23 protein-coding genes are annotated in these 26959 nt (G+C 41.6%); 20 read left to right on the forward strand and 3 right to left on the reverse strand.

Annotated elements, in window-relative coordinates; translation table 11 throughout:
• Positions 1-507: 507 nt before the first annotated feature.
• The 3 genes from DXB43_RS02055 (at position 508) to DXB43_RS15620 (ending at position 3266) form a co-directional block, all read left to right on the forward strand.
• Positions 508-1995, forward strand: coding sequence for a S1C family serine protease (locus DXB43_RS02055; RefSeq protein WP_117946454.1), 1488 nt, complete (start codon positions 508-510; stop codon positions 1993-1995).
• Between the two features lie 420 nt (positions 1996-2415).
• Complete coding sequence (locus DXB43_RS02060) at positions 2416-3093, forward strand: GTP pyrophosphokinase (RefSeq protein ID WP_117840515.1); 678 nt, start codon at positions 2416-2418, stop codon at positions 3091-3093.
• A 38-nt stretch (positions 3094-3131) separates the two neighbouring features.
• Positions 3132-3266, forward strand: a complete 135-nt coding sequence (locus DXB43_RS15620; protein ID WP_022244432.1) for a hypothetical protein — start codon at positions 3132-3134, stop codon at positions 3264-3266.
• A 66-nt stretch (positions 3267-3332) separates the two neighbouring features.
• Here the strand turns inward: DXB43_RS15620 and DXB43_RS02065 are convergent, their stop codons facing one another.
• On the reverse strand, positions 3333-3956 hold the full coding sequence (locus tag DXB43_RS02065; protein WP_117946456.1) for a chemotaxis protein CheC: 624 nt from the start codon (positions 3954-3956) through the stop codon (positions 3333-3335).
• Positions 3957-4561: 605 nt separating this feature from the next.
• Here DXB43_RS02065 and DXB43_RS02070 point away from each other — a divergent pair.
• From DXB43_RS02070 to DXB43_RS02105, 9 genes are all read left to right on the forward strand, one after another.
• A complete protein-coding gene (locus DXB43_RS02070; protein WP_117946458.1) occupies positions 4562-7210 on the forward strand; it encodes a valine--tRNA ligase in 2649 nt (882 codons plus the stop codon).
• Positions 7211-7337: 127 nt separating this feature from the next.
• Complete coding sequence (locus DXB43_RS02075) at positions 7338-8627, forward strand: bifunctional folylpolyglutamate synthase/dihydrofolate synthase (protein ID WP_022244428.1); 1290 nt, start codon at positions 7338-7340, stop codon at positions 8625-8627.
• Positions 8624-8764, forward strand: a complete 141-nt coding sequence (locus DXB43_RS15240; RefSeq protein WP_022244427.1) for a hypothetical protein — start codon at positions 8624-8626, stop codon at positions 8762-8764. Before DXB43_RS02075 ends, DXB43_RS15240 begins: the two co-directional genes overlap by 4 nt.
• 22 nt (positions 8765-8786) lie before the next feature.
• On the forward strand, positions 8787-10169 hold the full coding sequence (locus DXB43_RS02080; protein WP_117946460.1) for a tetratricopeptide repeat protein: 1383 nt from the start codon (positions 8787-8789) through the stop codon (positions 10167-10169).
• 210 nt (positions 10170-10379) lie between these two features.
• Positions 10380-10700 (forward strand): STAS domain-containing protein, encoded by a 321-nt coding sequence (locus DXB43_RS02085; protein ID WP_022244425.1) that lies wholly within the window; start codon positions 10380-10382, stop codon positions 10698-10700.
• Between the two features lie 23 nt (positions 10701-10723).
• Complete coding sequence (gene spoIIAB / locus DXB43_RS02090; protein ID WP_117946566.1) at positions 10724-11155, forward strand: anti-sigma F factor; 432 nt, start codon at positions 10724-10726, stop codon at positions 11153-11155.
• A gap of 7 nt (positions 11156-11162) precedes the next feature.
• Positions 11163-11885, forward strand: coding sequence for a SigF/SigG family RNA polymerase sporulation sigma factor (locus DXB43_RS02095; protein WP_117946462.1), 723 nt, complete (start codon positions 11163-11165; stop codon positions 11883-11885).
• Between the two features lie 116 nt (positions 11886-12001).
• Entirely contained in the window at positions 12002-12946 is a 945-nt protein-coding gene (locus tag DXB43_RS02100; RefSeq protein ID WP_117946568.1) for a magnesium transporter CorA family protein, read from the forward strand.
• A gap of 21 nt (positions 12947-12967) precedes the next feature.
• The gene (locus DXB43_RS02105; protein WP_243006621.1) at positions 12968-13738 is read left to right on the forward strand and encodes an HAD family hydrolase; all 771 of its coding nucleotides are present in this window, start codon (positions 12968-12970) and stop codon (positions 13736-13738) included.
• On the opposite strand, the gene DXB43_RS02110 is transcribed toward DXB43_RS02105, so the two are convergent.
• On the reverse strand, positions 13701-14582 hold the full coding sequence (locus DXB43_RS02110; protein WP_117946466.1) for an AraC family transcriptional regulator: 882 nt from the start codon (positions 14580-14582) through the stop codon (positions 13701-13703). The genes DXB43_RS02105 and DXB43_RS02110 overlap by 38 nt on opposite strands.
• A 171-nt stretch (positions 14583-14753) precedes the next feature.
• On the opposite strand from DXB43_RS02110, the gene DXB43_RS02115 reads away from it, so the two are divergent.
• Positions 14754-17009, forward strand: a complete 2256-nt coding sequence (locus DXB43_RS02115) for a glycogen/starch/alpha-glucan phosphorylase (protein ID WP_022244419.1) — start codon at positions 14754-14756, stop codon at positions 17007-17009.
• An 87-nt stretch (positions 17010-17096) separates the two neighbouring features.
• Here DXB43_RS02115 and DXB43_RS02120 read toward each other — a convergent pair whose 3' ends face one another.
• Complete coding sequence (locus DXB43_RS02120) at positions 17097-18020, reverse strand: 30S ribosomal protein S1 (protein WP_117946468.1); 924 nt, start codon at positions 18018-18020, stop codon at positions 17097-17099.
• Positions 18021-18708: 688 nt separating this feature from the next.
• Here DXB43_RS02120 and DXB43_RS02125 point away from each other — a divergent pair.
• The 7 genes from DXB43_RS02125 (at position 18709) to pyrF (ending at position 26958) form a co-directional block, all read left to right on the forward strand.
• Positions 18709-19665: a tetratricopeptide repeat protein gene (locus DXB43_RS02125; protein ID WP_158567182.1), complete on the forward strand. Its 957-nt coding sequence runs from the start codon at positions 18709-18711 to the stop codon at positions 19663-19665.
• Positions 19666-19730: 65 nt separating this feature from the next.
• The gene (locus DXB43_RS02130; protein WP_022244416.1) at positions 19731-20540 is read left to right on the forward strand and encodes a Cof-type HAD-IIB family hydrolase; all 810 of its coding nucleotides are present in this window, start codon (positions 19731-19733) and stop codon (positions 20538-20540) included.
• A 14-nt stretch (positions 20541-20554) separates the two neighbouring features.
• Positions 20555-21829, forward strand: coding sequence for a M18 family aminopeptidase (locus tag DXB43_RS02135; RefSeq protein ID WP_117946472.1), 1275 nt, complete (start codon positions 20555-20557; stop codon positions 21827-21829).
• A gap of 127 nt (positions 21830-21956) precedes the next feature.
• The gene (locus DXB43_RS02140; RefSeq protein WP_158567183.1) at positions 21957-23393 is read left to right on the forward strand and encodes a methyl-accepting chemotaxis protein; all 1437 of its coding nucleotides are present in this window, start codon (positions 21957-21959) and stop codon (positions 23391-23393) included.
• 25 nt (positions 23394-23418) lie between these two features.
• Entirely contained in the window at positions 23419-24669 is a 1251-nt protein-coding gene (hflX, locus tag DXB43_RS02145; protein ID WP_117946570.1) for a GTPase HflX, read from the forward strand.
• 57 nt (positions 24670-24726) lie between these two features.
• Positions 24727-26010, forward strand: coding sequence for a dihydroorotase (locus tag DXB43_RS02150; RefSeq protein ID WP_117946476.1), 1284 nt, complete (start codon positions 24727-24729; stop codon positions 26008-26010).
• A 21-nt stretch (positions 26011-26031) separates the two neighbouring features.
• Positions 26032-26958, forward strand: coding sequence for an orotidine-5'-phosphate decarboxylase (pyrF, locus tag DXB43_RS02155; RefSeq protein ID WP_117946478.1), 927 nt, complete (start codon positions 26032-26034; stop codon positions 26956-26958).
• The last annotated feature ends 1 nt before the right edge of the window (position 26959 follow it).

Consider the following 26959-nt stretch of genomic DNA (forward strand, 5'->3'; position numbering starts at 1 on the left):
CTTTCCGTTGCTTTGACTTAAGATAGCTCCACCGTCCGTTGAATACGGATGCCACATAATGCCTGCAAGGGGCACTAAGGATTTCGGATAAAGTTTAATTCATCTGGCAACCGGCGCATATTCACATCCATGTTCAGATGCGCCTCGCTGGCACGTCCTGTGCCAGCGTTGCCGGGTGCCAGACGAAATCCTAAGTGCCCCTAACAGTCCTTATCAGGCATCCGTACTTCGACGAACGGTGGAGCTATCTATGTCAAACATTGGAAAGACTGTTTTTATAGCAAAAAGCAAAACGAAATATTAAGAACGGTGGTATTTCGGTGTGAAAATAAAATGTCCTTTTTTATAGAAAAAATTCTAATGTAAAATATATCCTCTTTTGCAGAGCTTTTTACAAATTAAACATGAAAGAAACATATTTTTCTCAACAAATAAACACAGAACTAACACAATTTATGGATATTATCATAATCAGAAAGTAACAAAGAGATGAAAGGAGTAATCTTTATGGAAAACAATTATAACAACAATTTTAACTCCGGCTCTCCTTATTCATATAATCAGACGAACCAGCAGACAGGAGACGGAACAAATACTTCATGGAGCAGTCAGGTGAACGGAAATACTTCACAGGGCTACAGTCAGGGAACCCAGTATGGACAGGGAAATGCCTATTATAGTCAGGGAACCCAGTATGGACAGGGAAATGCCTATTATAGTCAGGGAACACAGCCATATGGACAGAATCAGCAGAAGAAAAAACGGAAAGAAAAAGTAAAGAAAGAACATGGTAAAGGCGGATTTGGTGTAAAACTTGCAAAATGTGCAGCTATTGCATTAGTCTTTGGATTGATTTCAGGAAGCGTATTTGCGGGAACAAATCAGCTGCTTGGAACGAAGTGGAGCAACTCTGAATCTGCTAAGACAGAGGCTTCCCTGAATAAGAGCAGCAGCGGAGATACCGTTAAGGCAGCAAATACTTCATCCAAAGCAGTAACCGATTTGACGGATGTCTCAGATATTGCAGATAATGTAATGCCATCTATTGTTGCAATTACGAATATGAGTGAAAAACAGGTAAGCACCTGGTATGGATATACTGCATCACAGCCACAGGAAAGCTGTGGTTCCGGAATCATAGTAAGCCAGGATGACCAGTACATCTATGTAGCAACGAATAATCATGTGGTATCCGGTGCCCAAAGTATTACCGTGCAGTTCTCAGATGACAGCACAGTAGCCGCAGAAGTAAAAGGAACAGATGCAGGAAGTGACTTAGCAGTCGTTGCAGTTCCGATTTCCGATATCAGCGCAGACACCTTAAGTACCATTAAGGTTGCAACCCTTGGCAATTCTGATGACTTAAGTGTAGGTCAGGCAGCAGTCGCAATTGGAAATGCGTTAGGTTATGGGCAGTCTGTTACAACCGGTGTTATCAGTGCATTGAACCGAGAGGTGTCCGTAGAAAATGAAGACGGTTCTACCACAACCAATGAACTGATTCAGACTGATGCGGCTATTAACCCTGGTAATAGTGGTGGCGCATTGCTGAACGCCAAGGGTGAAGTAATCGGTATCAGTTCTGTAAAATATTCTGATACCAGTGTAGAAGGTATGGGCTATGCTATCCCGATTAATACAGCGTCTCCGATTATTGAAAAATTAATCAACCGGGAACAGGTGGATGAATCCCGTTCCGCATATCTTGGAATCTCCGGTGTAGATGTATCCTCCACCGTTGCACAGACCTATAATATGCCGGAAGGAATATATCTCTATCAGGTAAAGGAAGGTTCACCGGCAGAGCAGGCAGGCTTACAGGCAGGAGATATTATCACATCCTTTGATGGAAGCAAGGTTTCATCTACAACAGAATTAAATGATGCGATTAAGTATTGTGCAGCAGGTGATTCTGTAGAAGTTGTATTTGAACGTCAGACAGATGGACAGTATCAGGAACAGACGGTAACCGTAACTTTAGGGCAGAAAAACTAAAAACGGATAACAAAATGTAACCCTTAGTCATCTATAAAGCAAAGCTACCGATAAGGCAGATAAAACAGCAGTGTCTTAAATATGTTGAAGAAAACATGGACACTGCTGTTTTTTTACTTTACAGGAAATTGCTTTCCTGTAAAGTAAAAAACGCTCCGCGAGGATGCACACTGCGGCGTATAAGGTAGATGTCGCAAGCGACCGCCGCAGGCGCGAGAATGTGCAAGGCACATTCTTTGTTACGCAAGTAGCGAGAAAAAGTCTAGCAGAAAAGAAGGAGCCAAGTTTGTTTGAGCGAACTTCTTTTCTGCTAGACTTTGGTGAGCACTGCGATAACTTTAGAAAAAATTAATAGTTGTTTTGGGTATTTTCTGATATGATAGAAAAGTAAGAAAAATAAACTTATGAGGAAAGTAAAAGATGAATCCATTAGATTTTAGTAGAATAAAAGACGAGGCACATCCGGAGGATTTTTTAAGTGAGATGAAACCCTTTGGGGATTTGATGATGTATTACCGGTGTGCCATGATGGAAGTGGAAACAAAGTTTAAGGTATTAAATGAGCAGTTTTCCACACAATATAACAGGAATCCGATTGAGTCCATAAAAACAAGACTGAAGAAACCGGCAAGTATTATTGAAAAAATCAAACGGAAGAACATTGGATTTTCCATGAAAGCAATTGAGGAGAATATGTTTGATATTGCGGGAGTGCGTGTCATCTGTTCTTTTCAGGAAGATATTTATACTATGGCAGATTTGCTGCTGCAGCAGGATGATATCATTCTGGTAGAGAAGAAAGATTATATTGCACATCCGAAGGATAACGGATACCGTAGTCTGCATCTGATTGTAGATGTGCCGATATTTTTATCGAACGAGAAGCGCCATATGAAAGTGGAGGTGCAGCTCCGAACCATTGCCATGGATTTCTGGGCGAGTCTTGAGCACAAGCTTCGCTATAAGAAACATATTAATAATTCAGAAGAAATAGCAGATAAATTAAAGCATGTTGCAGATGTAATTACAGAAATGGACTGCGAGATGCAGGATATCCGTCATATGATAGAATTTATAGACGATAATACAGAATCGTAGTATACTATAGATATCTGGCACAAGGAGGAGGTAATAAGATGACAGAGGGTGGACTTCTGATTTTCCTTGGAATTTTAATCTTATTTGTAATAATTGTAGCTGTAATAGCGGTAGTAGCCGCAGTATCCGGGGCAGCAGCGGCAATTGCAGATGAGGACAAAGAAGAAGAGTAGAGAAAAAGAACGTTCCTGAATGGAAATTATTCCAGACGGGAACGTCCTTTTTTGTCTTTTACAATGTTATAAATCGATACCAAGTCCTTCAAAAAGCACTTTCATAGAGTCTATTTCAAGAATCAGAATCATGGCACTTTTAATCTGGGTATGGGCAAAACTTAACCGTTCATCAATAAAGAGAACCTGATAATCCAGTCTTGTAAATTCTTTTTCCGGGACAGCCAGAATTTCACCAATGGTACCAAGATGGTTCTGCGGTGGTTCAATATCAATAAAGGTATTTGTCATTTTTGCAATAGAATTTACATAAGCAGCAGTTGTGATGTTTGCCATTTCGCGCAATACGGATAAATCCATATCATTCAGTGAATCAATGGAATCGACATTTTTTTCATAAAAGGTGTTGATAAGCCGGCTGGTAAATTCTTTCTCCACAATCTGAAGCATAACACCATTCATATCACCTTTTACATTTACAGTCATACCAATAGCAGTTTTATCTGCCCCACCAAGATAATCTGCAGCTTTGGTATAATCCATCAGGCAGATATTTGGCACTTCAATATCTACCGGTGTATTTAAGAGACCTGCCAGTGCAGTAGCAGCATTACCGGAACCGATGTTGCCAATTTCAGCTAGAACGCTTAAATGCATAGAATCCAGTTCTTTTAAATTTAGCATAGACATAAAAACTCTCCCTTTGTCATTACAGTATAAATTTTTCTCGTTTTCGTTTATTATAACATAGGATACAGGCAATGAGAATGGATTCTTATGGCATTTCAAAAGGAATTATAAAGAATTTTGAAGAATAAAAAACTCACCCTTGACAAAAGTGCCTGGCAAATTTAATATAATGCCTAGAGATAAAGGTAATGAGAAAGAGGAGTACATCGGTACGGTTCTAAGAGAGGACGGCTCATCGGCTGAAAGGTTGTCTGAATACGACAGATGGAAGGTAGCTTTCGAACCGGAAGACCCAGAAAGCCTGTAACCGGAATCATATAAAGAATTTCAACAAGGCATAAGTTTTCCCGACACTCCACGTTACGGAGAAGAGATATGCATAGATACTATGCATAACGAAGGTGGTACCGCGCTGATTCGCCCTTCTTATCCAGTTGGATAGGGAGGGCTTTTTAACTTTACAGGAAATTGCTTTCCTATAAAGTAAAAAACGCTCCGCGAGGATGCACCAAGTCCCATACCTTTCAGATAACTGAAATGTCTACTAATAAAGATAGCACTTTTACAAATTACGAAACGTCCAATTTAGAAAAAGGAGAACAATTATGAGCAAAGAACTTGCAAAAACCTACGACCCAAAAGGGATTGAAGACCGACTTTATAAGAAATGGGAAAACAATGGATATTTCCATGCACAGGCTGACCGCAGCAAGAAACCGTTTACCATTGTAATGCCGCCGCCAAATATTACCGGACAGCTTCATATGGGACATGCATTGGATAATACCATGCAGGATATATTAATCCGTTACAAGAGAATGCAGGGATATAATGCATTATGGCAGCCGGGAACAGACCATGCAGCCATTGCAACAGAGGTAAAGGTTATTGATTCCTTAAAGAAGCAGGGAATTGACAAGAATGACCTCGGAAGAGAAGGCTTCTTAGAAAAATGCTGGGAGTGGAAGGATGAGTATGGCAGCCGCATCATCAACCAGTTAAAGAAAATGGGTTCTTCCGCGGACTGGAGTAGAGAACGTTTTACCATGGATAAAGGATGCTCTGATGCAGTTCTTGAAGTATTTATAAAATTATATGAAAAAGGTCTTATTTATAAAGGCTCCCGTATTGTAAACTGGTGTCCTGTCTGCAAGACATCTATTTCCGATGCCGAGGTAGAACATGAAGAACAGGATGGCTTCTTCTGGCATATCAATTATCCGGTAGTAGGAGAAGCGGGAAGATTCGTAGAAATCGCAACCACCCGTCCGGAGACTTTATTTGGTGATACTGCAGTAGCAGTAAATCCGGATGATGAACGTTATCAGGATATTATCGGAAAAATGTTAAAGCTTCCGATGACAGACCGTGAGATTCCGGTTATTGCAGACTCCTATGTAGATAAAGAATTTGGAACCGGATGTGTAAAGATTACACCGGCTCATGACCCGAACGACTTTGAAGTTGGAAAACGTCATAATCTGGAAGAAATCGTTGTTATCAATGATGATGCAACCATGAACAGCAAAGCCGGCAAATATGCGGGCATGGACAGATACGAATGCCGGAAAGCACTGGTAGAGGATTTAGAGAAGGAAGGACTTTTGGTAAAAGTTGTTCCGCATTCCCATAACGTAGGAACCCATGACCGCTGTGGCACAACCGTAGAGCCAATGATTAAACAGCAGTGGTTTGTAAAAATGGATGATTTAATCAAACCGGCAGTAGAAGGTGTAAAGAATGGAGAAATCAAGCTCCTTCCAAAACGTATGGAGAAAACCTACTTCAACTGGACGGATAATATCCGTGACTGGTGTATTTCCAGACAGCTCTGGTGGGGACATCGTATTCCTGCATATTACTGTGATGAATGCGGAGAAATGGTAGTATCTAAGAATGCACCGGAGAAATGTCCGAAGTGCGGCTGCACCCATATGACACAGGATCCGGATACTCTGGATACCTGGTTCTCTTCTGCATTATGGCCATTCTCAACCTTAGGCTGGCCGGAGAAAACAGAAGACTTAGATTATTTCTATCCGAATGATGTATTAGTAACCGGATACGATATTATTTTCTTCTGGGTAATCCGTATGATTTTCTCAGGATATGAGCAGATGGGAAAAGCACCATTCCATACTGTATTATTCCACGGACTGGTTCGTGATTCCCAGGGCCGTAAGATGAGTAAATCTCTTGGAAATGGAATTGACCCGTTAGAGGTTATTGATAAATATGGTGCAGATGCCTTGAGACTGACGCTGATTACCGGAAATGCACCGGGAAATGATATGCGTTTCTACTGGGAGCGTGTAGAAGCATCCCGTAACTTTGCCAATAAAGTGTGGAATGCATCCCGTTTCATTATGATGAACTTAGAGGGTATGGAAGTAACAAAGCCTGCAATTTCTGACCTGGCACCGGAAGATAAATGGATTCTTTCAGCAGTTAATACATTGACCAAAGATGTAACAGAAAATATGGATAAATTCGAACTTGGTATTGCAGTACAGAAAGTATATGACTTTATCTGGGATGAATTCTGTGACTGGTATATCGAGATCGCCAAAGTTCGTACTTATAAGAAAGACGAGGATGCCAGGGCTGCCAACAGTGCACTCTGGACACTTCGTACTGTATTAGGACAGGCATTAAAATTATTACATCCATATATGCCATTTATCACAGAAGAAATCTACTGTACCTTAAATCCGCAGGAAGAGACCATTATGCTGGCTGACTGGCCGGTTTACAAAGAAGAGTGGAATTTCCCGGCAGAAGAAGAGATGCTTGCTCATGTAAAAGAGCTGGTAAAAGGCATCCGTAACTTAAGAACAGAGATGGATGTTCCACCATCCAGAAAGGCAAAGGTATTTATCGTATCTGAAGACAAAGCACTTTGTGAGACCTTCGAGAGCATGAAGAAAACATACCAGAATCTTATCAGTGCCAGCGAGATTGATGTCCAGTCCGATAAGGCAGGAATCGAAGAAGATGCAGTATCCGTAGTTATTCCGGGAGCTGTTGTATACATGCCGTTGGAAGACTTGGTAGATATGGAAAAAGAAAAAGAGCGTCTTTTGAAAGAAGAAGAGCGTCTTAAGAAAGAACTTGCCCGCTCCCACGGCATGTTAAATAATGAGAAGTTTGTAAGCAAGGCACCTGCTGCAAAGATTCAGGAAGAGAAAGATAAGCTTGCAAAATATGAGCAGATGATGGCTACCGTACAGGAGCGTCTGGCTCAGATGAAATAGTTACAAAAGTTAAAAGACAGGTATTGTCGATTCGCCGCAGTTTCTGCGGCGAAAACTTTTTATGGAAACAGGATAACCTCTTGAAAAAATTTTCCACTATATTATACTTAGAAAAGTGGTGACAAAAATGACTTATGAAGAGATTTGCAATTATATATATGAAATACCAAAGTTCACAAAGAAAAACAGTTTAGAGCATACGAAAGAAATGCTGCAGAGACTTTCTATCAGAGAGCATCAGTTTGAAATCATCCATGTGGCAGGAAGCAATGGCAAAGGAAGTGTCTGTGCATTTATCAATCAGGTGCTGGTGGAACATGGATGTGAAGTGGGACTCTTTACTTCTCCGCACCTTGTATGCATGGAAGAACGTTTCGTAATCAATGGCGAAAAGTGCAGCCAGGAAGAATTTGTAGAAAGCTTTGAGGCAGTGCAGAAGGTGGTAGAGCAGATGGAAGCAGAAGGACTGCCGCATCCAGCATTTTTTGAATATCTTTTTGCCATGGGCATGTATCTTTTTCAGAAGCGGAAAGTACATTATCTTATTTTAGAGACCGGACTTGGCGGAAGGTTAGATGCAACGAATGTATTTGAGGAACCGTTGCTTACGATTATTACATCTATCAGTCTCGAACATACACAGATTTTAGGAGATTCCATTGAAGCAATTGCAGGAGAAAAGGCAGGGATTATCAAAGAAGGCGTTCCTGTTATCTTTGATGGAAGTAATGAAACAGCGGCAGAAGTGATAAGGCAGACTGCAAGGGCAAAAAGAGCACCTTATTACTGTATTTCTTTAGAAAGTCTTAAAATTCATAAAATAACCGGGAAAACTATTGATTTTTGTTATACCAATGGGTATGATGTTGTTGATTTGAAAATCCCGTTTCCGGCAGAATATCAGATGATGAATGCGTCACTGGCATATCGGGCGTTATCTGTCCTTCAGGTGGAAACCGGAATTGGAAAAGCAGAGATTATCTCTGCAATGGAACATACCAGATGGATGGGCAGAATGCAGCAGGCAGAGCCATTTATCTATTTTGACGGAGCACATAATGCAGATGGTATTGCCCACTTTGTGAAAAATGTGCAGAAGATTGCGGAAGAAAAGCCAGTTCTTCTTTTTTCCATGATGGAAGAGAAGAATCATAAAGAAGCAGTAAAAGTACTGTGCAAGGAAGTTTCGTGGGATAGTATTGTGCTGACCCGCATCCCGGACAGCCGTGGAATTGACCCATTGAAATTGCAGGATGAATTTATGGCAAACGACCGGGAAACAGTAGTAATAGAAGACTGTGCACAGGCATACAGATATGTAAAGGAATACAGGAAGGACAACCAGATGGTATTCTGTGCGGGTTCCCTGTATTTGATTGGAGAATTGGAAAAGATAGCAGGAGGAAATGAAGCATGATAGATTTTGAAGAAGAATTAAAGAAATTCAAACCAAGCCTGGAAGTAGAAGAGGCAGAGGAAGCTATTTACAATCAGGACTTAACGGATATGACAGACATTTTAAGAGAAATGATGAAAGAAGCAAGACGACAGTAGAATTCGTTAAGTGAGGTAAAGTATGAAATGTTATAATTGCGGAGCAGATCTGACAGGGGACAACCGTTGTCCGAACTGTGGAATTGACGTAAAAGTATATAAGAAAATTGTGATGACCTCTAATTATTATTATAATCAGGGATTAGAGCGAAGCAATGTCCGTGATTTATCCGGAGCGATTGAAAGTCTTAAGAAGAGTCTTCGGTTTGATAAGACGAACATTCAGGCAAGAAATCTCCTGGGACTGGTACTTTTTGAGACCGGTGAGGCGGTATCTGCCATGGGTGAATGGGTGATTAGTAAGAGCCTTCAGCCAAAGGATAATGATGCAGGACGTTATCTGGACGCTGTGCAGAAGAATCCGGCACAGTTAGAAACGGTAAATCAGACCATTAAGAAATACAATCAGGCATTGTTATATTGCAGACAGAATAGTACAGATCTTGCAATTATCCAGTTGAAGAAGGTATTGTCCTTAAACCCGAAACTGGTAAAGGGACATCAGCTGCTGGCTCTTTTGTACATGAAAGAGAATAAATTCGAGCAGGCAAAGAAGTCATTGCGGGCAGCTATGAAAATTGATTCCAGCAATACGATTACACTGCGTTACATGAAAGAGACCAATCAGATGCTGCGCAGTGCCAACAGCAGTAAGAAGAAAAAGAAAGAAGATGACCTTATTTCCTATAAGAGTGGAAATGACCTCATTATCCAGCCGACAAAATTCAAAGATACTTCAGGTTTTGCCACAATACTGACCATTTTGCTTGGGGTGGCAATTGGTGTTGCAGTCACCTGTTTCCTTGTAGTGCCAAGTGTAAAGCAGAAGGCAAAGAGTGATGCCAATACATCAGTGGTTCAGGCAAATGATACCATAACCACGAAGAATCAGCAGATTACCAATCTGGAAAATCAGATTGATGACCTGAACCAGCAGGTGTCTTCTGCAAAAAGCGATTCCGAGGAGACTTCCAATAAGATTAGCAGCTATGACCAGCTGCTTTCAGCATATAAATCCTTCCAGGAGGGAGATATTACAGCAGCAGGAGATGCACTTTCCGGTGTGAAGGAAGAAAACCTTTCCGATACCGCAAAGGAAATTTATCAGAATATCAACGCAACTGTAAATGACCAGTATCTTCAGGTGACTTATGCAGACAGTTATCAGGCATACAGTAATTATAACTATGAAGAAGCGAAGACCGGATTTGAAAAAGTAGTAGAGATGGATGAGGCATACCAGGATGGCAATGCGATTTATTATCTGGCACAGACCTACCGGAATCTGGGCGAGAATGAAAAAGCCATCGAATACTATCAGAAAGTGATTGATGGTTATCCGAATACGGAACGTGCAGCCAATTCTTCCCGCTATCTGGAAGAATTACAGAATGCAGAACAGTAACAGAATAAAGAAAAACAGTTTACAAAAGACGTCAGGCAGATTGCCGGGCGTCTTTTGTAGTTTACAGGAAATTGCTTTCCTGTAAACTACAAAACGCACCGCGAGGATGCACACTGCGGCGTATAAGGTAGATGTCGCAAGCGACCGCCGCAGGCGCGGGAATGTGCCAGGGCACATTCTTTTTACGTAATGTATATGGAGGATAGAAGAATGGAATTTAAGTATGAATTAGAAAATGGATGTCTTACCATCCGGGTACCAAAGGAGTTGGATCATCATTGCGCCACACAGCTGCGGGCAGAGGCAGATTTACTGATTGATTCTTACCGGGTTAACAAACTGGTTTTTGATTTTGCCGGTACAGAATTTATGGACAGCTCAGGGATTGGCGTGGTAATCGGAAGGTGCCGGAACATGAATTACAGCGGCGGAAAAGTGGTGGCAGAGAATATGAATGAGCGGATCCGGAAAATTTTTGTGGTATCAGGTCTGCATAAACTGGTTCAGATGAAAGAAGGGGAGAAGAAGTAGGTATGAAAATGGAGGCTGTAAGTATGGAAAGAAGAAATGAGATGAAACTGGAATTTGAGGCATTATCCGTAAATGAAGGATTTGCCAGAGTAGCGGTAGCAGCATTTTGCGCCCGGATGAATCCCACACTGGATGAGTTAGAGGATATTAAAACTGCGGTATCGGAGGCAGTAACCAATGCCATTATCCATGGCTATGAAGAAAAGGAAGGAACGGTAGTGATGCAGTGCTGTCTTTCCGGAAGTACCGTACATATTACCGTAAAAGACAGCGGGAAGGGAATTGCGGATATTGAACGGGCAAAGGAGCCGTTTTTTACGACAAGGCCGGAGCTGGAGCGGTCCGGTATGGGCTTTTCTTTTATGGAGGCTTTCATGGATGAAGTAGAAGTATGGTCAAAGGTAGGAGAAGGAACTGTTATAAAAATGAAAAAAAATCTGGTGCGGGAAAGTTAAGTGGAGAATGGAACAGACAATTGCTTATATCAAACGGGCACACAAAGGGGATAAGCAGGCAAGAGATACGCTGGTGCTTGGAAATCAGGGGCTGGTCTGGAGTGTGGTACAAAGATTTTTAGGAAGAGGACATGATAAAGAAGAACTGTTTCAGATCGGATGCATTGGACTGATGAAGGCAGTGGATAAATTTGATGTAAGTTATGAGGTATGCTTTTCCACTTATGCAGTGCCGGTGATTATGGGAGAAATACGCCGCTTCCTGAGGGATGACGGCATGGTGAAGGTCAGCAGGAGCATGAAAGAAAAAGGCTATCTTATCAGCAATGCAAGAAAGGAACTGACAGACATGCTTGGAAGGGAGCCGGAGTTAAAGGAACTGGCAGAAAAAACCGGGCTTTCGGAGGAAGAGATTGTCCTTGCAGTGGAAGCCAATGGAGAAGTAGAATCCATTTACCAGAGCGTCTATCAGTCGGATGGCAGTGAAATCTATCTATTGGACCGGTTAAAGGATAAGAAGAATGCGCAGGAAGAACTGGAAAATAAGCTTCTGATAGAAGAATTGCTGCAACAGTTATCCGGAAGGGAGCAGCAGCTGATTAAGATGCGTTATTTTGAAAATGCCACGCAAAGCCAGATTGCTGCAAAGCTTGGCACCAGTCAGGTACAGGTCAGCCGCATGGAGAAGAAAATATTACTGCAGATGAGAAATTACATGAGTCAGGGTTGACAAACAAAGGGGGTGGAAATATACTAAAAAAGGATTAAGCGAGATTCCCTTGTCAAAGTGTTCCGGCTTTGATGGGGATTTTTTTTACAGGAAATGAAGAGAAAGGAAGTGGAAAGATGATTAAGTACTATTGCAGTGAACAGAACCGTATCACCGAAATTGAATCACCAGGGGAGGATTGCTGGATTTCCCTTGTAAATCCAACAGAGGTAGAAGTCGCAGCAATGGTAAATCAGTATGGAATTGATGCAGATGCCATGCGTTCCGCACTGGATACGGACGAGCGCTCGCGTATTGAAACAGATGAGAATTATACTATGGTATTGGTTAATATCCCGAATATTGAAACCCATAATGATAAGGAACTTTATGATACCATTCCACTTTCTATTTTTGTGGTAAAAAAAGCAGTCATTACAGTAAGTCTTGAGAAGACTCCAATATTAGAAGCATTTGCCAATGGCACGGTGCGGGATTTTAATCCTGCCATGCGTTCCCGCTTTGTGCTTCAGATTTTGTACCGGACATCCTCTCTTTTCTTACAGTACTTAAGAAGTATTGACCGCCAGAGTGAAATTGTGGAAAACAAGCTGCACAAGTCCACACAGAACCGGGAGTTAATCGAGCTTTTGAAACTGGAAAAGAGTCTGGTTTACTTTACGACAGCACTCCGCTCCAATGAGGTGGTACTGGAAAAATTATTTAAAAATGACAATATTAAAAAATATCAGGAAGATGAAGAACTTCTTGAGGATGTTATTGTTGAAAACAAGCAGGCAATTGAGATGGCAAATATTTACAGCGGCATTTTGAGCGGAATGATGGATGCTTTTGCATCAGTTATTTCCAACAATCTGAATGTGGTAATGAAGGTGCTTGCCATAATAACAGCTGTACTTTCTGTTCCGACTATGATATTCTCAGCGTATGGCATGAATGTGGCTGCAAAGGGAATGCCGTTCGCAGAGAGTCCTTATGGATTTGTTATTATCGTATTAATTGCAGTGGTATGCAGTCTTATTGTTGCATTAATCTTTGCTAAGACAAAGATGTTTAAATAAAAGCAGGAAATGGAAGGTAATATGTACGACAATTATGTGTTTGACCTGTATGGAACACTGGTAGATATCCATACAGAGGAAAACGATGCTAAGGTATGGGAAAAACTGAGTCTGTTTTACGGATTTTATGGAGCTTTATATGACCCGCAGGAATTACAGGAATCTTATCTGGCATTGATTCAAAGCAAAGAGACAGATTTAAAGGGAGAGTTGGAAAAGGAGCCGCACTATGCCCATGAGGCATTTCCGGAGATTCGTATTGAAGAAGTATTCAAAGAGCTTTATGCGAAGAAGGGGATAAAGGCTGATGATGCGCTGGCAGTTCATACCGGACAGTTCTTCCGGGTACTGACCATGGAGTATGTGCGGATTTATGATGGCGTAAGAGAATTATTAAAAGCATTGAAAAAATGTGGTAAAAAGGTATATCTTTTATCCAATGCCCAGAGAATCTTTACGGAATATGAGATGAATTATTTGGATATTACAAAATATTTTGACGATATTTTAATTTCATCCGATTATGGAACCAAGAAACCGGACATCCGTTTTTTTGAACAACTGATAGAAAAGTATCATCTGGATGTGAAGAAAACACTGATGATAGGAAATGATGTACGTTGTGACATCAACGGGGCCAAAGAGGCAGGTCTTGACACTTTTTACATTCATTCGAATATTTCTCCAAAAGATGACAAAAAGCCGGACAGTACCTATTACCTGCCTGCAATGGATATGAAAAAAGTAAAAGAACTTATCCTGCAAAACGCTTCCGGTACTCACGGGGTGTAACATAAAAGCGTTTCTTAAACAGCCGGTTGAAGTAAGAGAGGTTGTCAAAGCCTACTTCAGCGGCAATGTCTAATATAGAAGCTTCAGACGAAATAAGCAGCCGGCTGGCCATGGTCAGCCGGTAATCATTTAAATATTCTGTAAAAGTAGTTCCCATGGTATTTTTGAAAAACTTCATAAAATGAGACTGGCTTAAGTCCAGCGCATCTGCCATTTCTTCAATGGAAATTTTACTGGCATAATTTGTCTCAATATATTTAATGATGCGTTTCATCTTTTCCAGGGATTTCTGGTTCTTGCGGGAGGCACTTGTTTCGCAGCAGTTAGAAATCAGAATGGAAAAGAGCAGGAAAAGCTGTCCTTTAATCACAAGCTGGAAGGCCGGGGGATTGGTCCTGCAGACTTCATCCGCAGCATTGATACAGCCGGCAACCTCGTTATAGAATGGCATACCCGGTGTAAAATGTGTGGTAAGCCGCAGTGTGCCGTCTAAAAGCGGTGTAAAGTAGCGGCTGTTACAGATGTCTGTCTGTTTGGCAAGGAGCATTTCCAGTTTAAAAATAATATTAATATATTCCATTTTGTAATCGAGATACTGTTCAATGGAATGAACCTGTCCCGGAAGAATCAGAAGAATACTTCCTTCCTGAACCGGATATTCTTCCAAATCTACGGTAATCAGTCCGCAGCCTTTTTTGATGTAGATAATTTCCGTTTCATCATGCCAGTGGGCAGGCACTCGCTCAAAATCTAAGGGAATTGAACAGGGATAGGTGATATATGGGAAACTTTCTGAACCATGTGATTTCTTTTCCTGGTAATTTTCATATTCGAGAATATTCATGGGAAACGCCTTTCGTCAAAATGTACAAAAAAGTGATTTTTTCTAAAATCACCGAAATATGATAGTATTGTACCACTTTTGACCGGTATATTACAAGAAAATGTAAAAGAAATGTTAGATAATGCATACATAAGAGAACGAACTGAATTCAAATTTTACGGAGGGTCAAAAATGAATTTACAGGAAATCGTAACAAAGAAATATAACAAGGGAATTGCTGATTGCTCTAATGAAGAATTATACTTCGCATTATTAGAGATGACAAAAGCAATGGCTGAGAAGAAAGAAAACCACAACGGAAAGAAAAAATTATATTATATTTCCGCAGAGTTCTTAATTGGAAAACTTCTCTCCAACAACCTGATTAATTTAGGTGTATATGATGAAGTGAGAGATGTACTTGCAGCAAATGGCAAAGACATCTGTGCAATTGAAGAGGTTGAGCCGGAACCATCACTTGGTAACGGTGGTCTTGGAAGACTTGCAGCATGCTTCCTTGATTCTATTGCAACATTAGGATTAAACGGTGATGGAGTTGGACTTAACTATCATTACGGATTATTCAAACAGGTATTTGAAAACAACCTTCAGAAAGAAACCAAGAATCCTTGGATTCAGGATGAAAGTTGGCTGACAAAGACAGATAAGAGCTATCAGGTACAGTTTGGTGGATTTAATGTAACTTCAAAATTATATGATATTGATGTTACCGGATATGAAAACACAACCAACAAGCTTCATTTATTCGATATCGAAACAGTAGATGAGAGCATCGTTGGGGATGGAATTGACTTTGACAAAGAGGATATCAAGAAAAACCTGACATTATTCTTATATCCGGATGACAGCGATGACAAGGGACGTCTCCTTCGTGTTTACCAGCAGTACTTCATGGTAAGCAACGCTGCACAGTTAATCTTAGATGAGGCAGTAGAAAGAGGATGTAACTTACATGATCTTGCTGATTATGCAGTAATCCAGATTAATGATACCCATCCATCTATGGTAATCCCGGAGATGATTCGTCTGTTAATGGAAAGAGGAATCGGCATGGACGAGGCTATTGCAATCGTTTCCAAGTGTTGTGCATATACTAATCACACCATCTTAGCAGAAGCATTAGAGAAATGGCCAATCTCTTTCTTAGAGAAAGTTGTTCCACAGTTAATGCCAATCATCTACGAATTAAACAACCGTGTAGTTGCTAAATATGATGACAAGTCTGTATACATCATTGATGATGAAAAACGTGTACACATGGCTCATATGGATATCCACTACGGATTCAGCGTAAATGGTGTTGCATACCTTCATACAGAAATCTTAAAAGATTCTGAGTTAAATAACTTCTACAAGATTTATCCTGAGAAGTTCAATAACAAGACAAACGGTATCACATTCCGTCGTTGGTTATTACACTGTGATAAGGGATTGACATCCTTAATCGAAGAACTGATTGGACCAGGATTCAAGAAAGATGCAATGGAACTGGAAAAATTAGGACAGTTCGTAAATGATGATGCAGTATTAGATAAATTACTTGCAATCAAGACTGAGAACAAAGTTGTTCTTAAGAACTACTTAAAGGCAACACAGAACATCGACTTAGATGAGAACTCAGTATTTGATATCCAGATTAAGAGATTACATGAGTACAAGAGACAGCAGATGAATGCACTCTATGTAATTAACAAATATTTTGAAATCAAAGCAGGAAAGAAACCGGCAAGAAAGATTACTGCAATCTTTGGTGCAAAGGCAGCTCCGGCTTACATCATTGCAAAAGACATTATCCATTTAATTCTCTGCTTACAGCAGTTAATTGCAAATGACCCGGAAGTAAGTCCGTACTTACAGGTTGTTATGGTAGAGAACTACAATGTTACTTTAGCTGAGAAATTAATCCCGGCAGCAGATATCCATGAGCAGATTTCCTTAGCTTCTAAAGAGGCATCCGGAACATCTAACATGAAGTTCATGTTAAATGGTGCAGTAGCAATCGGAACCATGGACGGAGCAAACGTAGAAATGCATCAGTTAGTAGGAGATGATAACATCTACATCTTCGGAGAGTCTTCTGACGAAGTAATTGAGCATTATGCAAAAGCTGATTATGTATCACGCAAGTATTATGATAATGATGCAGATATCAAACGTGCAATCGACTTCATCGTAAGTGATGAAATGAAAGCAATCGGAAATGCAGAGAACTTAGAGAGACTTTTCAATGAGTTAATCAACAAAGACTGGTTCATGACTCTTCCGGATTTCGAATCTTATCGTGCAAAGAAAGATGAAATGCTTGCAGATTATGAAGATAGAAAAGCATGGGCAAAAATGATGCTGACAAACATCAGCAAAGCCGGCTTCTTCTCATCTGACCGTACAATTGAGCAGTACAACAAAGATATTTGGAAATTAGACTAAATTTTGATAAAAGTATTCTCCAACCTTTAAAAACAATGAGGGACAGATAGAAATATCTGTCCCTTGTTGCGTTTTATGAAATACGACTTAGAGCTTCAATCCCTTTAACAGTGCGCCAAGGCTGGTAGAAGCACTTTCATCAGAGGTGTAGGCGGATAAGTCTTCTTTTTCTTCTACAGAAGTATCTACCATTTCTTCTTCCAATGCACGCATGCTTAAGCTGATTTTGCCGTCGTTGGTATTTAAAAGCTTGGCTTTTATATGCTGTCCTTCCTTTAATACTTCGGAAGGCTTGTTGATACGGCGTTCACAAATCTGGGAAATGTGGACAAGTCCCGTAAGTCCGTCCCCAAGGTTGATAAATGCACCATATGGCATCAGACTTTCTACCGTTCCTTCTACGATACTTCCTGGAACAAGCATGGCAATCTTATGATTTCTTTCTTCTGTTTCTTTTTCAAGAGCAATGGATTTACCGGAGAGCACCAGACGGTCATCTTCCTCGTCTACAGTAATGACACGGACTTCTAATTCTTTGCCAACATAGCTTTCGGTATCTTCTACATAGGCTGTGGTAATCTGTGAAGCCGGAATAAATCCGCGAATGCCATAAAGGTATGCAACCACACCGGCTTTTACCGCTTCACTGACCTTTACGGTAACAACGGTTTCGTTTTCCAACAGCTCTTTTAACTTATCCCAGGCAAGCACTTCGTTGGCTTCTTTCATGGAAAGTAAAATGTTGCCTTCTCCATCATCCCGGCGGATGACCGTTGCTTCTAAGACATCTCCCGGATGAATGTGTTCGTCAATGACAAAGGATGGGTCGTTGCTGACTTCATCTGCTTTGATGATTCCCGGGGCATAATACTTTAAGTCCAATGTGATGGCGTCTTCATCCACAGAGATAACGGTTCCGGTTAAGATGTCTCCTTCGTTGATTTTCCGGAAGGAAGCCTCAAGCTCTGCTTCAAAGTCCTGCATGGTTTCTTTTGCTTCGTTTTCTGACATAGTAAAACCTCTTTTCTTATCTGATTCTGGTCAGGCGATTGCGAAAGGGGACAGGAGCTGCCGGTAAAGAAGTTTTGCGGTATTCCAAGACACTGTTTTTCGGATGATGAAATACCACCGTTCTAAGTGGTTCGTTTTTCTTTTTACGATAAAAACAGTCTTTTCCATGTTTGAGCAGAATCGGGACACTGTCCGTCAAAGTACGGATGCCTGATAAGGGCTGTTAGGGGCACCCGGAATTTCATCTGGCAGCAGGCAACGCTGGTACAGGGATGTACCAGCGAGGCACAATTGAACATGGATGTGAATTTGTGCCGGTTGCCAGATGAAAGAAAAAGTATGCCGAAATTCCCAGTGCCCCTTGCAGACATTATGTGGCATCCGCCCTTGATGGACAGTGCCCCGATTCTGTCAAAGCAAGTGAAAAGACAGTTTATAATCAAGAAAAATAAACCACTAAGAACGGTTGGCATTTCACATCAAAGAAAATCAGATTCCCTTGGAATGCCGCAAAATTTTTTTGTCGGAATCCTTTCTGTCCCGCTTCGCAATCGCCTAACCATATGCATGAGAATAACTCATGATTTTTCTTGCAGTGTATCACAGGAAACGAAGAAAAACAAGCCGGGGCGAGGTTGAAAGAAGAGCCTTAATTTGCTATACTAAAGCGGATGAAAGCGAGGCAATTATGAAGAAAATAAAATATATGGCAGTTGTACTTGCCACAGGACTACTGTTGGCCGGCTGTGAGGAGGATGAGACACAGAATAATAAAGATGCATATCGGCAGATAGGCATCAACTGTATGCAGGAGGGTGACTATGAAGGCGCCATTGATGCATTTCAGAATGCACTGGACCAGTCGCTGGCAGTTGTGGGAGAAGAAGAAATAGATACCTGTTATTATAAAGCAGCAGCACAGTATGCCGCAGGAAAGAAAGAGGATGCCATTGAGACCTATCAGGCGTTAATCAATTATGACAAGAAAAATGCCCAGGCATATTTCCTGTTAGGAGAACTGTACCGGAAAGAAAATGACATGGATAAAGCAAAAGAAAATTTTAATCTGGCAGCACAGTATGCCGGCAGTGACTATGAAATGTATATTGCTTTGTACCAGGAGTGTTATGCCGCAGGAATGCAGACCGAAGGTCAGGAGTATCTGAAAAAAGGTATTGAAGCAGGTGGTAAATCAGCGGAGGACTATGCCCAGAGAGGCAGAATTTATCTATTACTGGGAGATTATGATAATGCGGAAACAGAGCTTACGACAGCTATTAATAAAAAGAGCACGGAAGCTTCTTTGTATATGGCACAGCTCTATGAAGTGAAAGGCGAAGATGAGAAGGCAGCCGGATTATATAAAGAATATATCGATGAAAATCAGGATAATCCGACAGCATTGATCTGTCTGGGAGGAATGGAATTAGAAAAAGGTAATTATGACAGTGCAATAAACTATCTTAAGATGGCACTGGATTTAGATGCAGGCTCACAGAAGCAGGAGGCGCAGCGTAATCTGATACTGGCATATGAACAGAGCGGAGATTTCACATCTGCAAAAAGCGAGATGGAGGATTATACAAAGAATTATCCGAATGACGAAGAAGCTGCCCGGGAATACTTGTTTTTGATGACACGTTAAGCAAAAAGGGCAAAATGTATGGGACAGGAAAACGAGGGAAAAAGGCAGAGAGGAACAATACGAAAATGAGCGAAACCTATGAGATTATCGTGCTGGATTTAGATGGCACCTTAACCAATTCAAAGAAAGTCATTACACCAAAGACGAAAGACGCACTGATGCGGATTCAAAAGGAAGGGAAAAAAGTAGTGCTGGCATCCGGCCGTCCTACCGGGGGCATCGTAAAGCTGGCAGACGAACTGGATTTGAAGAGCTATGGCGGATTTGTACTGGCATTTAATGGTGGAAAGATTATTAATTATGAGACCGGAGAGATTGTATACAATAAGACAATACCGGTAGAACTGGTGCCGGCAGTGTATGAGCAGGCATGCAGACTGGGTGTAGGCGTGCTTACTTATAAAGGAAATACCATCATCCATGGAAACGGAGTGAATGAATATAGCCGTAACGAGGGAAAAATTAACGGAATGCCGATAAAAGAGGTAGATAATTTCGCAGAATATGTAGATTATCCGGTAAATAAATTCCTGATGACAGGAGAACCGGAAAAGATTGCAAAAGCACAGGATGTGATGCGGCAGACCTTTGGAGAACAATTAAACATTTTTCGCTCAGAACCGTTTTTCTTAGAAATTGTTCCACCATCCATTGATAAGGCATATTCTCTTGGAAAACTGTTAGAATATCTGGGAGAAAAGAAGGAGCAGATGATCTGCTGTGGAGATGGCTTTAATGACAAGTCTATGATTGCATTTGCCGGGCTTGGTGTGGCAATGGCAAACGCACAGCCGGAGGTAAAAGAGGTCGCAGATTATATTACCACTTCCAATGATGAAGACGGAGTGGCGCTTGTAATAGACAGATTCATGTAAGGAAGGCGTATGGCATGCAGAAAATAACAGAACTATTGTCAAAGGGAAAATCACCATATCATGTAACAGAATGGACAGGAAAGCAGTTACAGGAGGCAGGGTATGAAGAATTAAAGCTGCAGGAATCCTGGCAGCTTCATGCAGGCGGTAAATACTATGTAAGACCGTATTCCGGTATGGTAGCAGCATTCGCTGTTCCGGAACAGCTGGACAGAAAGACGGCACTCCGCCTGATGCTGGCCCATACAGATTTTCCATGTTTTAAAATAAAACCGAATCCTGAAGTGAAGACGAAGGATTACAGGCAGTTAAATGTGGAGCCATATGGCGGTATGCTCAAAAATACATGGTTTGACCGTCCACTTGGAATTTATGGGAAAGTGGTATTAGAATCGGAACATCCATTTGCACCGGAAGTAAAGCTTTTCGGAAGTGAGGAACCGGCAGCAGTGATTCCGTCATTAGCACCACACCTGAACCGTGAGGCAGGCGGAAAACAGGAATATGATATGCAAAGAGAACTGCTTCCACTGCTTGGAATAGAGCAGGACGGAGACGTTACAGAGAATTTTTTCACGGATTACTTAAAAGAACAGCTTGGGGCAGAGGCAAATGAGGTTTTAAGCTATGATTTATTTCTTACCAATATGGATGAACCGGAATTAATAGGAAGTGATAAGAAGCTTCTTTCTTCTCCGAGAATCGATAATCTGGCATCGGTAGCAGCAATTGTGGAGACAATGTGTGAAAAAACGACCGGAGATTCACTGGTTGTGGCAGGATTATTTGATAATGAGGAAATCGGCAGCCGCTCCAAGCAGGGAGCAGACAGCAGTCTTCTTAAGGATATCATAATGAAGATTGGTGCAGCCTTTGGAATGGCAGAAACAGAGGTAAATGATATGCTCCGGGGAGGCTTTCTCTTGTCTATAGACGGAGCTCATGCCGTACACCCGAATTACACAAATAAATCAGATATTACGAATGATGTGATATTGGGAAAAGGAATTACCGTAAAGACTTCTGCCAGCCAGCGGTATCTTTCTGACAGTGAGGCAACAGCGGTGGTGATGCAGCTTTGTAAAAAGACAGATATTCCATATCAGGTGCAGGTAAACCGTTCCGGCATGCCGGGTGGACAGACCCTTGGACCGATTGTGGTTTCCTATCTGCCAATGCAGGGAGCGGATATTGGAATTCCGATGCTTGCCATGCATTCTGCAAGAGAACTGGCAGATATGAGAGATTATCAGGCATTGGTAATGTTTTTGAAAATATTTTCTGCATAAAGAAATTGCAAAAAAAGTTGAATTTTTTGGAAAAATATCACAAAATGTCGTTGACAATCGGTAAGATTCAGTACAAAATTAGTAGTATAACGTAATGCACAGAAAGTGCATTGATTGGAGGAAATATATGGCATTGGGAAAGAATAAAAAAATTATAAATCTGGTTCAGTCAATTAGTGAGATGAAAGAAGAGAATTATGCTGCAGGTTCACCGGAACTGCAGAATATGTATGAACGCATGAGCGCTGGCAGACGTCAGCTTGCACAGGTATATGTGGAAGATATGCAGGCAGTTATGACAATGAGTGCCTTAGGCCTGAAAGTCGGACATGATACCGTAAAGATGACAACGACAGCAGAGGATGTCAATACAGCAACAAAGGCAATCCATGATGCAGCAGCAGAAACATCCAGTATTGCAGAGGAAGTAAGAAATGCCCATGAGGGTCTGACCAATACAATTGTTGATGTATCAGAGAAAACTACTGATATTTATAAGAAGATAGAGAATGGCCAGGAAGAACTGACAGCTATCCGGGATTTATCCAAAGATGCAATCTCAGAATCCACAGAAATGAAGAAGAATATGGATGCATTGATGGATGTTATCAATCATATGAATGAAGTCATTGAAGGTATCAATGCAATTTCCGAACAGACCAACCTGCTGGCATTGAACGCATCAATCGAGGCAGCAAGAGCAGGAGAAGCAGGAAAGGGATTTGCCGTTGTAGCGGAAGAAATCCGTCAGCTGGCAGAGGGAACCAAACAGTTAACTGGAAATATGGGTGAATTCGTAGAAGGAATCCGCGATGCTTCTGAGAAGAGTTCTAAGAGTGTGGATGTTGCAATTACATCTCTTGACAATATTGATCAGAAGATTAATGCTGTATGGAATATTAATGACGAGAACAAGAAAAATGTTGGAACCATCAGCGAATCGATTGGTTCCCTTGCTGGTATCAGTGAAGAAATCAGTAGCTCCATGAATGTGCTGGAAACCCAGGTGTCCTGTATTGAAGACCAGTGCAGTAATCTCAGCAATGATGCAGAATTGCTGACCGTTATAAATGGAAATTTAAAAGGTTCGGTAGAACCATTAACCCAGGTTGAAACGGGTATGGATAATGTGGCGAAGGTTATAGGAAAAATGAGCCGTGATGCATTTTACCGTATGGATAATGCAGTTTTTGATGCTTATGTACAAAAAGCAATGGAAGCACATAGGGCATGGCTTGAGACTTTACATACCATGGTAACTGAGAAGAATGTCCTTACGTTACAATTTGATGATACAAAATGCGGCTTTGGTCATTTTTACTATTCCATGCATCCGGAAAATCCGGCAATTGCACCGGCCTGGAATGCACTGGCAGAGAAACACAGAAGATTCCATGGATATGGAAAAGAAGTGCAGCAGGCACTGTTCGATGAGAACGCGGAAAGAGCAGAAGAAATTTATCTGGAAGCAGAGAAATGCTCAAATGAATTACAGAATGATTTTGCAGCAATTTTAAATATTTCTGCAGGATTATCCCAGAACGGACAGAGTGTGTTTGCATAAACAGAAAGTAAGAAAAGGATATTTTATGCCTGAATTTTTTGAAAACAATGAAATGGAAGAAAGAGTCATCCTGGTTGGCGTAAGCAGCCAGGATGGCGATGATACAGAAGACTCCCTGGATGAATTGGAGGAGCTGGTGAAGACTGCCGGAGCAGTAACGGTGGGCAGGGTAATCCAGAACCGTCAGACAATACATCCGGGGCTTTATATTGGTAGCGGAAAAGTAGAAGAACTGCTGGATGAAATTGCATGGACCAATGCAACAGGAATTGTTTGCGATGACGAACTAAGCCCGGCACAGCTTCGGAATCTTTCAGATGCCCTGAACGTAAAAGTGATGGACAGAACCTTAATTATCCTTGATATTTTTGCTGCCAGAGCATCTACCAGTGAAGGAAAGATACAGGTGGAACTGGCACAGCTTCGTTACCGCATGAGTCGTCTTTCCGGCATAGGAAAGAGTATGTCAAGGCTGGGAGGAGGAATTGGAACGAGAGGTCCGGGAGAGAAAAAGTTAGAGGTAGACCGTCGTCTGATTGCATCAAGAATCAGCCAGCTCAAACGGGAGTTAGAGGAAGTGAAACGGCACCGGGAAGTGAATCGTGTGGCAAGACAGCGGAATCATGTTCCGGTGGCAGCGATTGTAGGGTATACCAATGCCGGTAAATCAACCCTTTTAAATGCTCTGACCGGAGCTGGAATTCTTGCAGAGGATAAACTTTTTGCAACCTTAGACCCGACTACCAGAATGTTAGAACTTCCGGGAAGCCAGAAGCTTTTGCTTACGGATACGGTAGGGTTTATCCGAAAACTGCCGCATCATCTGATTGATGCCTTCCGTAGTACTTTAGAGGAAGCTAAGTATGCAGATTTTATCATTCATGTGGTGGATGCATCCAATCCACAGGCTGCCAAGCAGATGCATATTGTATATGAGACATTGCACCAGTTAGAGGTTACAGATAAAAAGATATTGACATTGTTTAATAAGCAGGATGCCATTACAGACCGGGAACCATTGCGGGATGGCAGGGCAGATATTACTTTACGGGTATCTGCAGCAAGAGGTGATGGACTAGAAGAATTGAAAGACTGCCTCGCCCGGATACTGCGGGAGAACAAACACTATCTTGAGACAGTGCTGCCATATGACAAGGGTGGATTGCTGCAGCAGATAAGAGAAACAGGAGAATTAATAGCAGAAGAATATCTGCCGGAGGGAATCCGTATAGAAGCATATGTACCTCCGGAGCTATTTGAGAAAATACATGCATGAGCAGATTGCCCCAGAACTGCTTGTATGCTAAAATAGGAGCAACAGGAGGTATTCCACATGACAATCTTAATAAAAGGTGGCCGCATTTTAGATCCGGCTACGAAAACAGATGATGTAATGGACCTTTTCATAGAAGATGGAGTCATTACCAAAAGAGGGAAAAATATCAAGAAAAAGGCAGAGAAGACTATCGATGCCAAAGGACTGTATGTAATGCCGGGACTCGTTGATATGCATGTGCATTTGCGGGATCCAGGATTTACTCATAAGGGTGATGTTGAAACAGAAACCCGTTCCGCAGCAAGAGGCGGATATACTACGGTACTTGCAATGCCAAATACCAAGCCGGTGGTAGATAATGCTGATGTGGTACGTTATGTACATCATAAGGCAGAAAATGTCGGACTGGTGCATGTATTACAGGTTGGTGCTGTAACAAAAGGACAGCAGGGAGAGGAATTAGCTGACATCAAAGAGATGGTGGAGGCAGGAAGCCCTGCAATCAGTGAAGATGGCAAATCAGTCATGAATTCACTTCTTGCAAGAGATGCCATGCTGGTAGCAAGAGACTGTAACATTCCGGTACTGTCACATTGCGAAGATAAGAATCTGGTTGGCTCCGGCGTGGTCAACGAGGATGAGAATGCAAAACGGTGGGGACTGGCTGGAATTACCAATTCTGTAGAAGATATCATGATTGCAAGAAATATCCTGTTATCCAAAGATACCGGTGCACACCTGCATCTTTGCCACTGCTCCACAAAGAACAGTGTAATCATGGTAAAATATGCCAAGTTAGAGCATATTCCGGTATCCGCAGAGGTATGTCCGCATCATTTTACACTGACATCAGATGATATGGTAGAGGGAGATACCAATTATAAGATGAATCCGCCACTCCGCCGTAAAGAGGATGTGGAGGCATTGAAAAAGGGACTTTCCGACGGAACCATGGAAGTCATTTCTACAGACCATGCACCGCATACAGCAGATGAAAAAAATAGCAGCATGGTAAAGGCACCATTCGGAATCGTTGGAATGGAAACTGCAGCAGCACTGACTTATACAGAACTCGTGCTGGGTGGATACTTAACACCGATGCAGATGGTAGAGAAGATGAGCTATAACCCGGCACAGATTCTTCATTTGAAGAAAGGAACTTTGGAAGAGGGAAGAATGGCAGATGTCATGCTTTTTGATCCGGAATGCACTTATGCCATTGATAAGAACAAGTTCTGGTCGAAAGCAAAGAATACACCATTCCACGGCAGAAAAGTAACCGGTAAAGTAATGATGACTATCTGTGACGGCAAAATTGTATATGATGCAGCAGAAGAATAAGAAAAAGAAAGGCTTAAAGATATGATTAACAAATTAATTAAAAAAATCGAGAAAACCCATGCACCAATCGTTGTCGGCTTAGATCCGATGTTAGATTATGTTCCGGAACATATTAAGGCAGCAGCATTTAAGGAGTGTGGTGAGACTTTAGAGGGTGCAGCAGAAGCAATCTGGCAGTTTAACAAAGCAATTGTAGATGCCACTTATGATCTGATTCCTGCTGTAAAACCACAGATTGCCATGTATGAGCAGTTTGGAACAGAGGGTGTGAAAGCATATCAGAAGACAGTAGATTACTGCCACTCCAAAGACCTTGTGGTAATCGGAGATGTAAAACGTGGCGATATCGGTTCTACATCCGCAGCTTATGCAGTGGGACATCTTGGTAAAGTCCAGGTGGGAAGTAAGAAGCTTTCTGCTTTTGATGAAGACTTTGCAACCGTTAATCCATATCTTGGTTCAGACGGAATCAAGCCTTTCCTGGAAGTATGTAAAGAAGAGAAAAAAGGTATCTTCATTTTAGTTAAGACCAGCAATCCATCCAGTGGAGAATTCCAGGACAGATTAATTGATGGCAGACCACTGTATGAATATGTCGGTGAAAAGGTAGCACAGTGGGGCGAAGAAGTCATGGGAGATAACTACAGCTATGTGGGAGCAGTAGTAGGAGCAACCTATCCGGAGATAGGAAAAGTCCTTCGTAAAGTAATGCCAAAGAGCTTTATCCTGGTTCCGGGATACGGTGCCCAGGGTGGAAAAGGAGCGGACTTAGTACATTACTTCGACGAAAACGGACTGGGTGCAATTGTCAATTCATCCCGTGGAATCATTGCAGCATATAAGCAGGAGGCTTATGCATCTTTTGGAACAGAACATTTTGCAGATGCATCCAGAGCAGCAGTAGAGGCAATGATAAAAGATATCGATGGAGCTTTACAGGCAAGATAGG

This window comes from Roseburia sp. OM04-10BH (assembly GCF_003462605.1).
Taxonomy (GTDB): Bacteria; Bacillota; Clostridia; order Lachnospirales; family Lachnospiraceae; genus Roseburia_C; species Roseburia_C amylophila.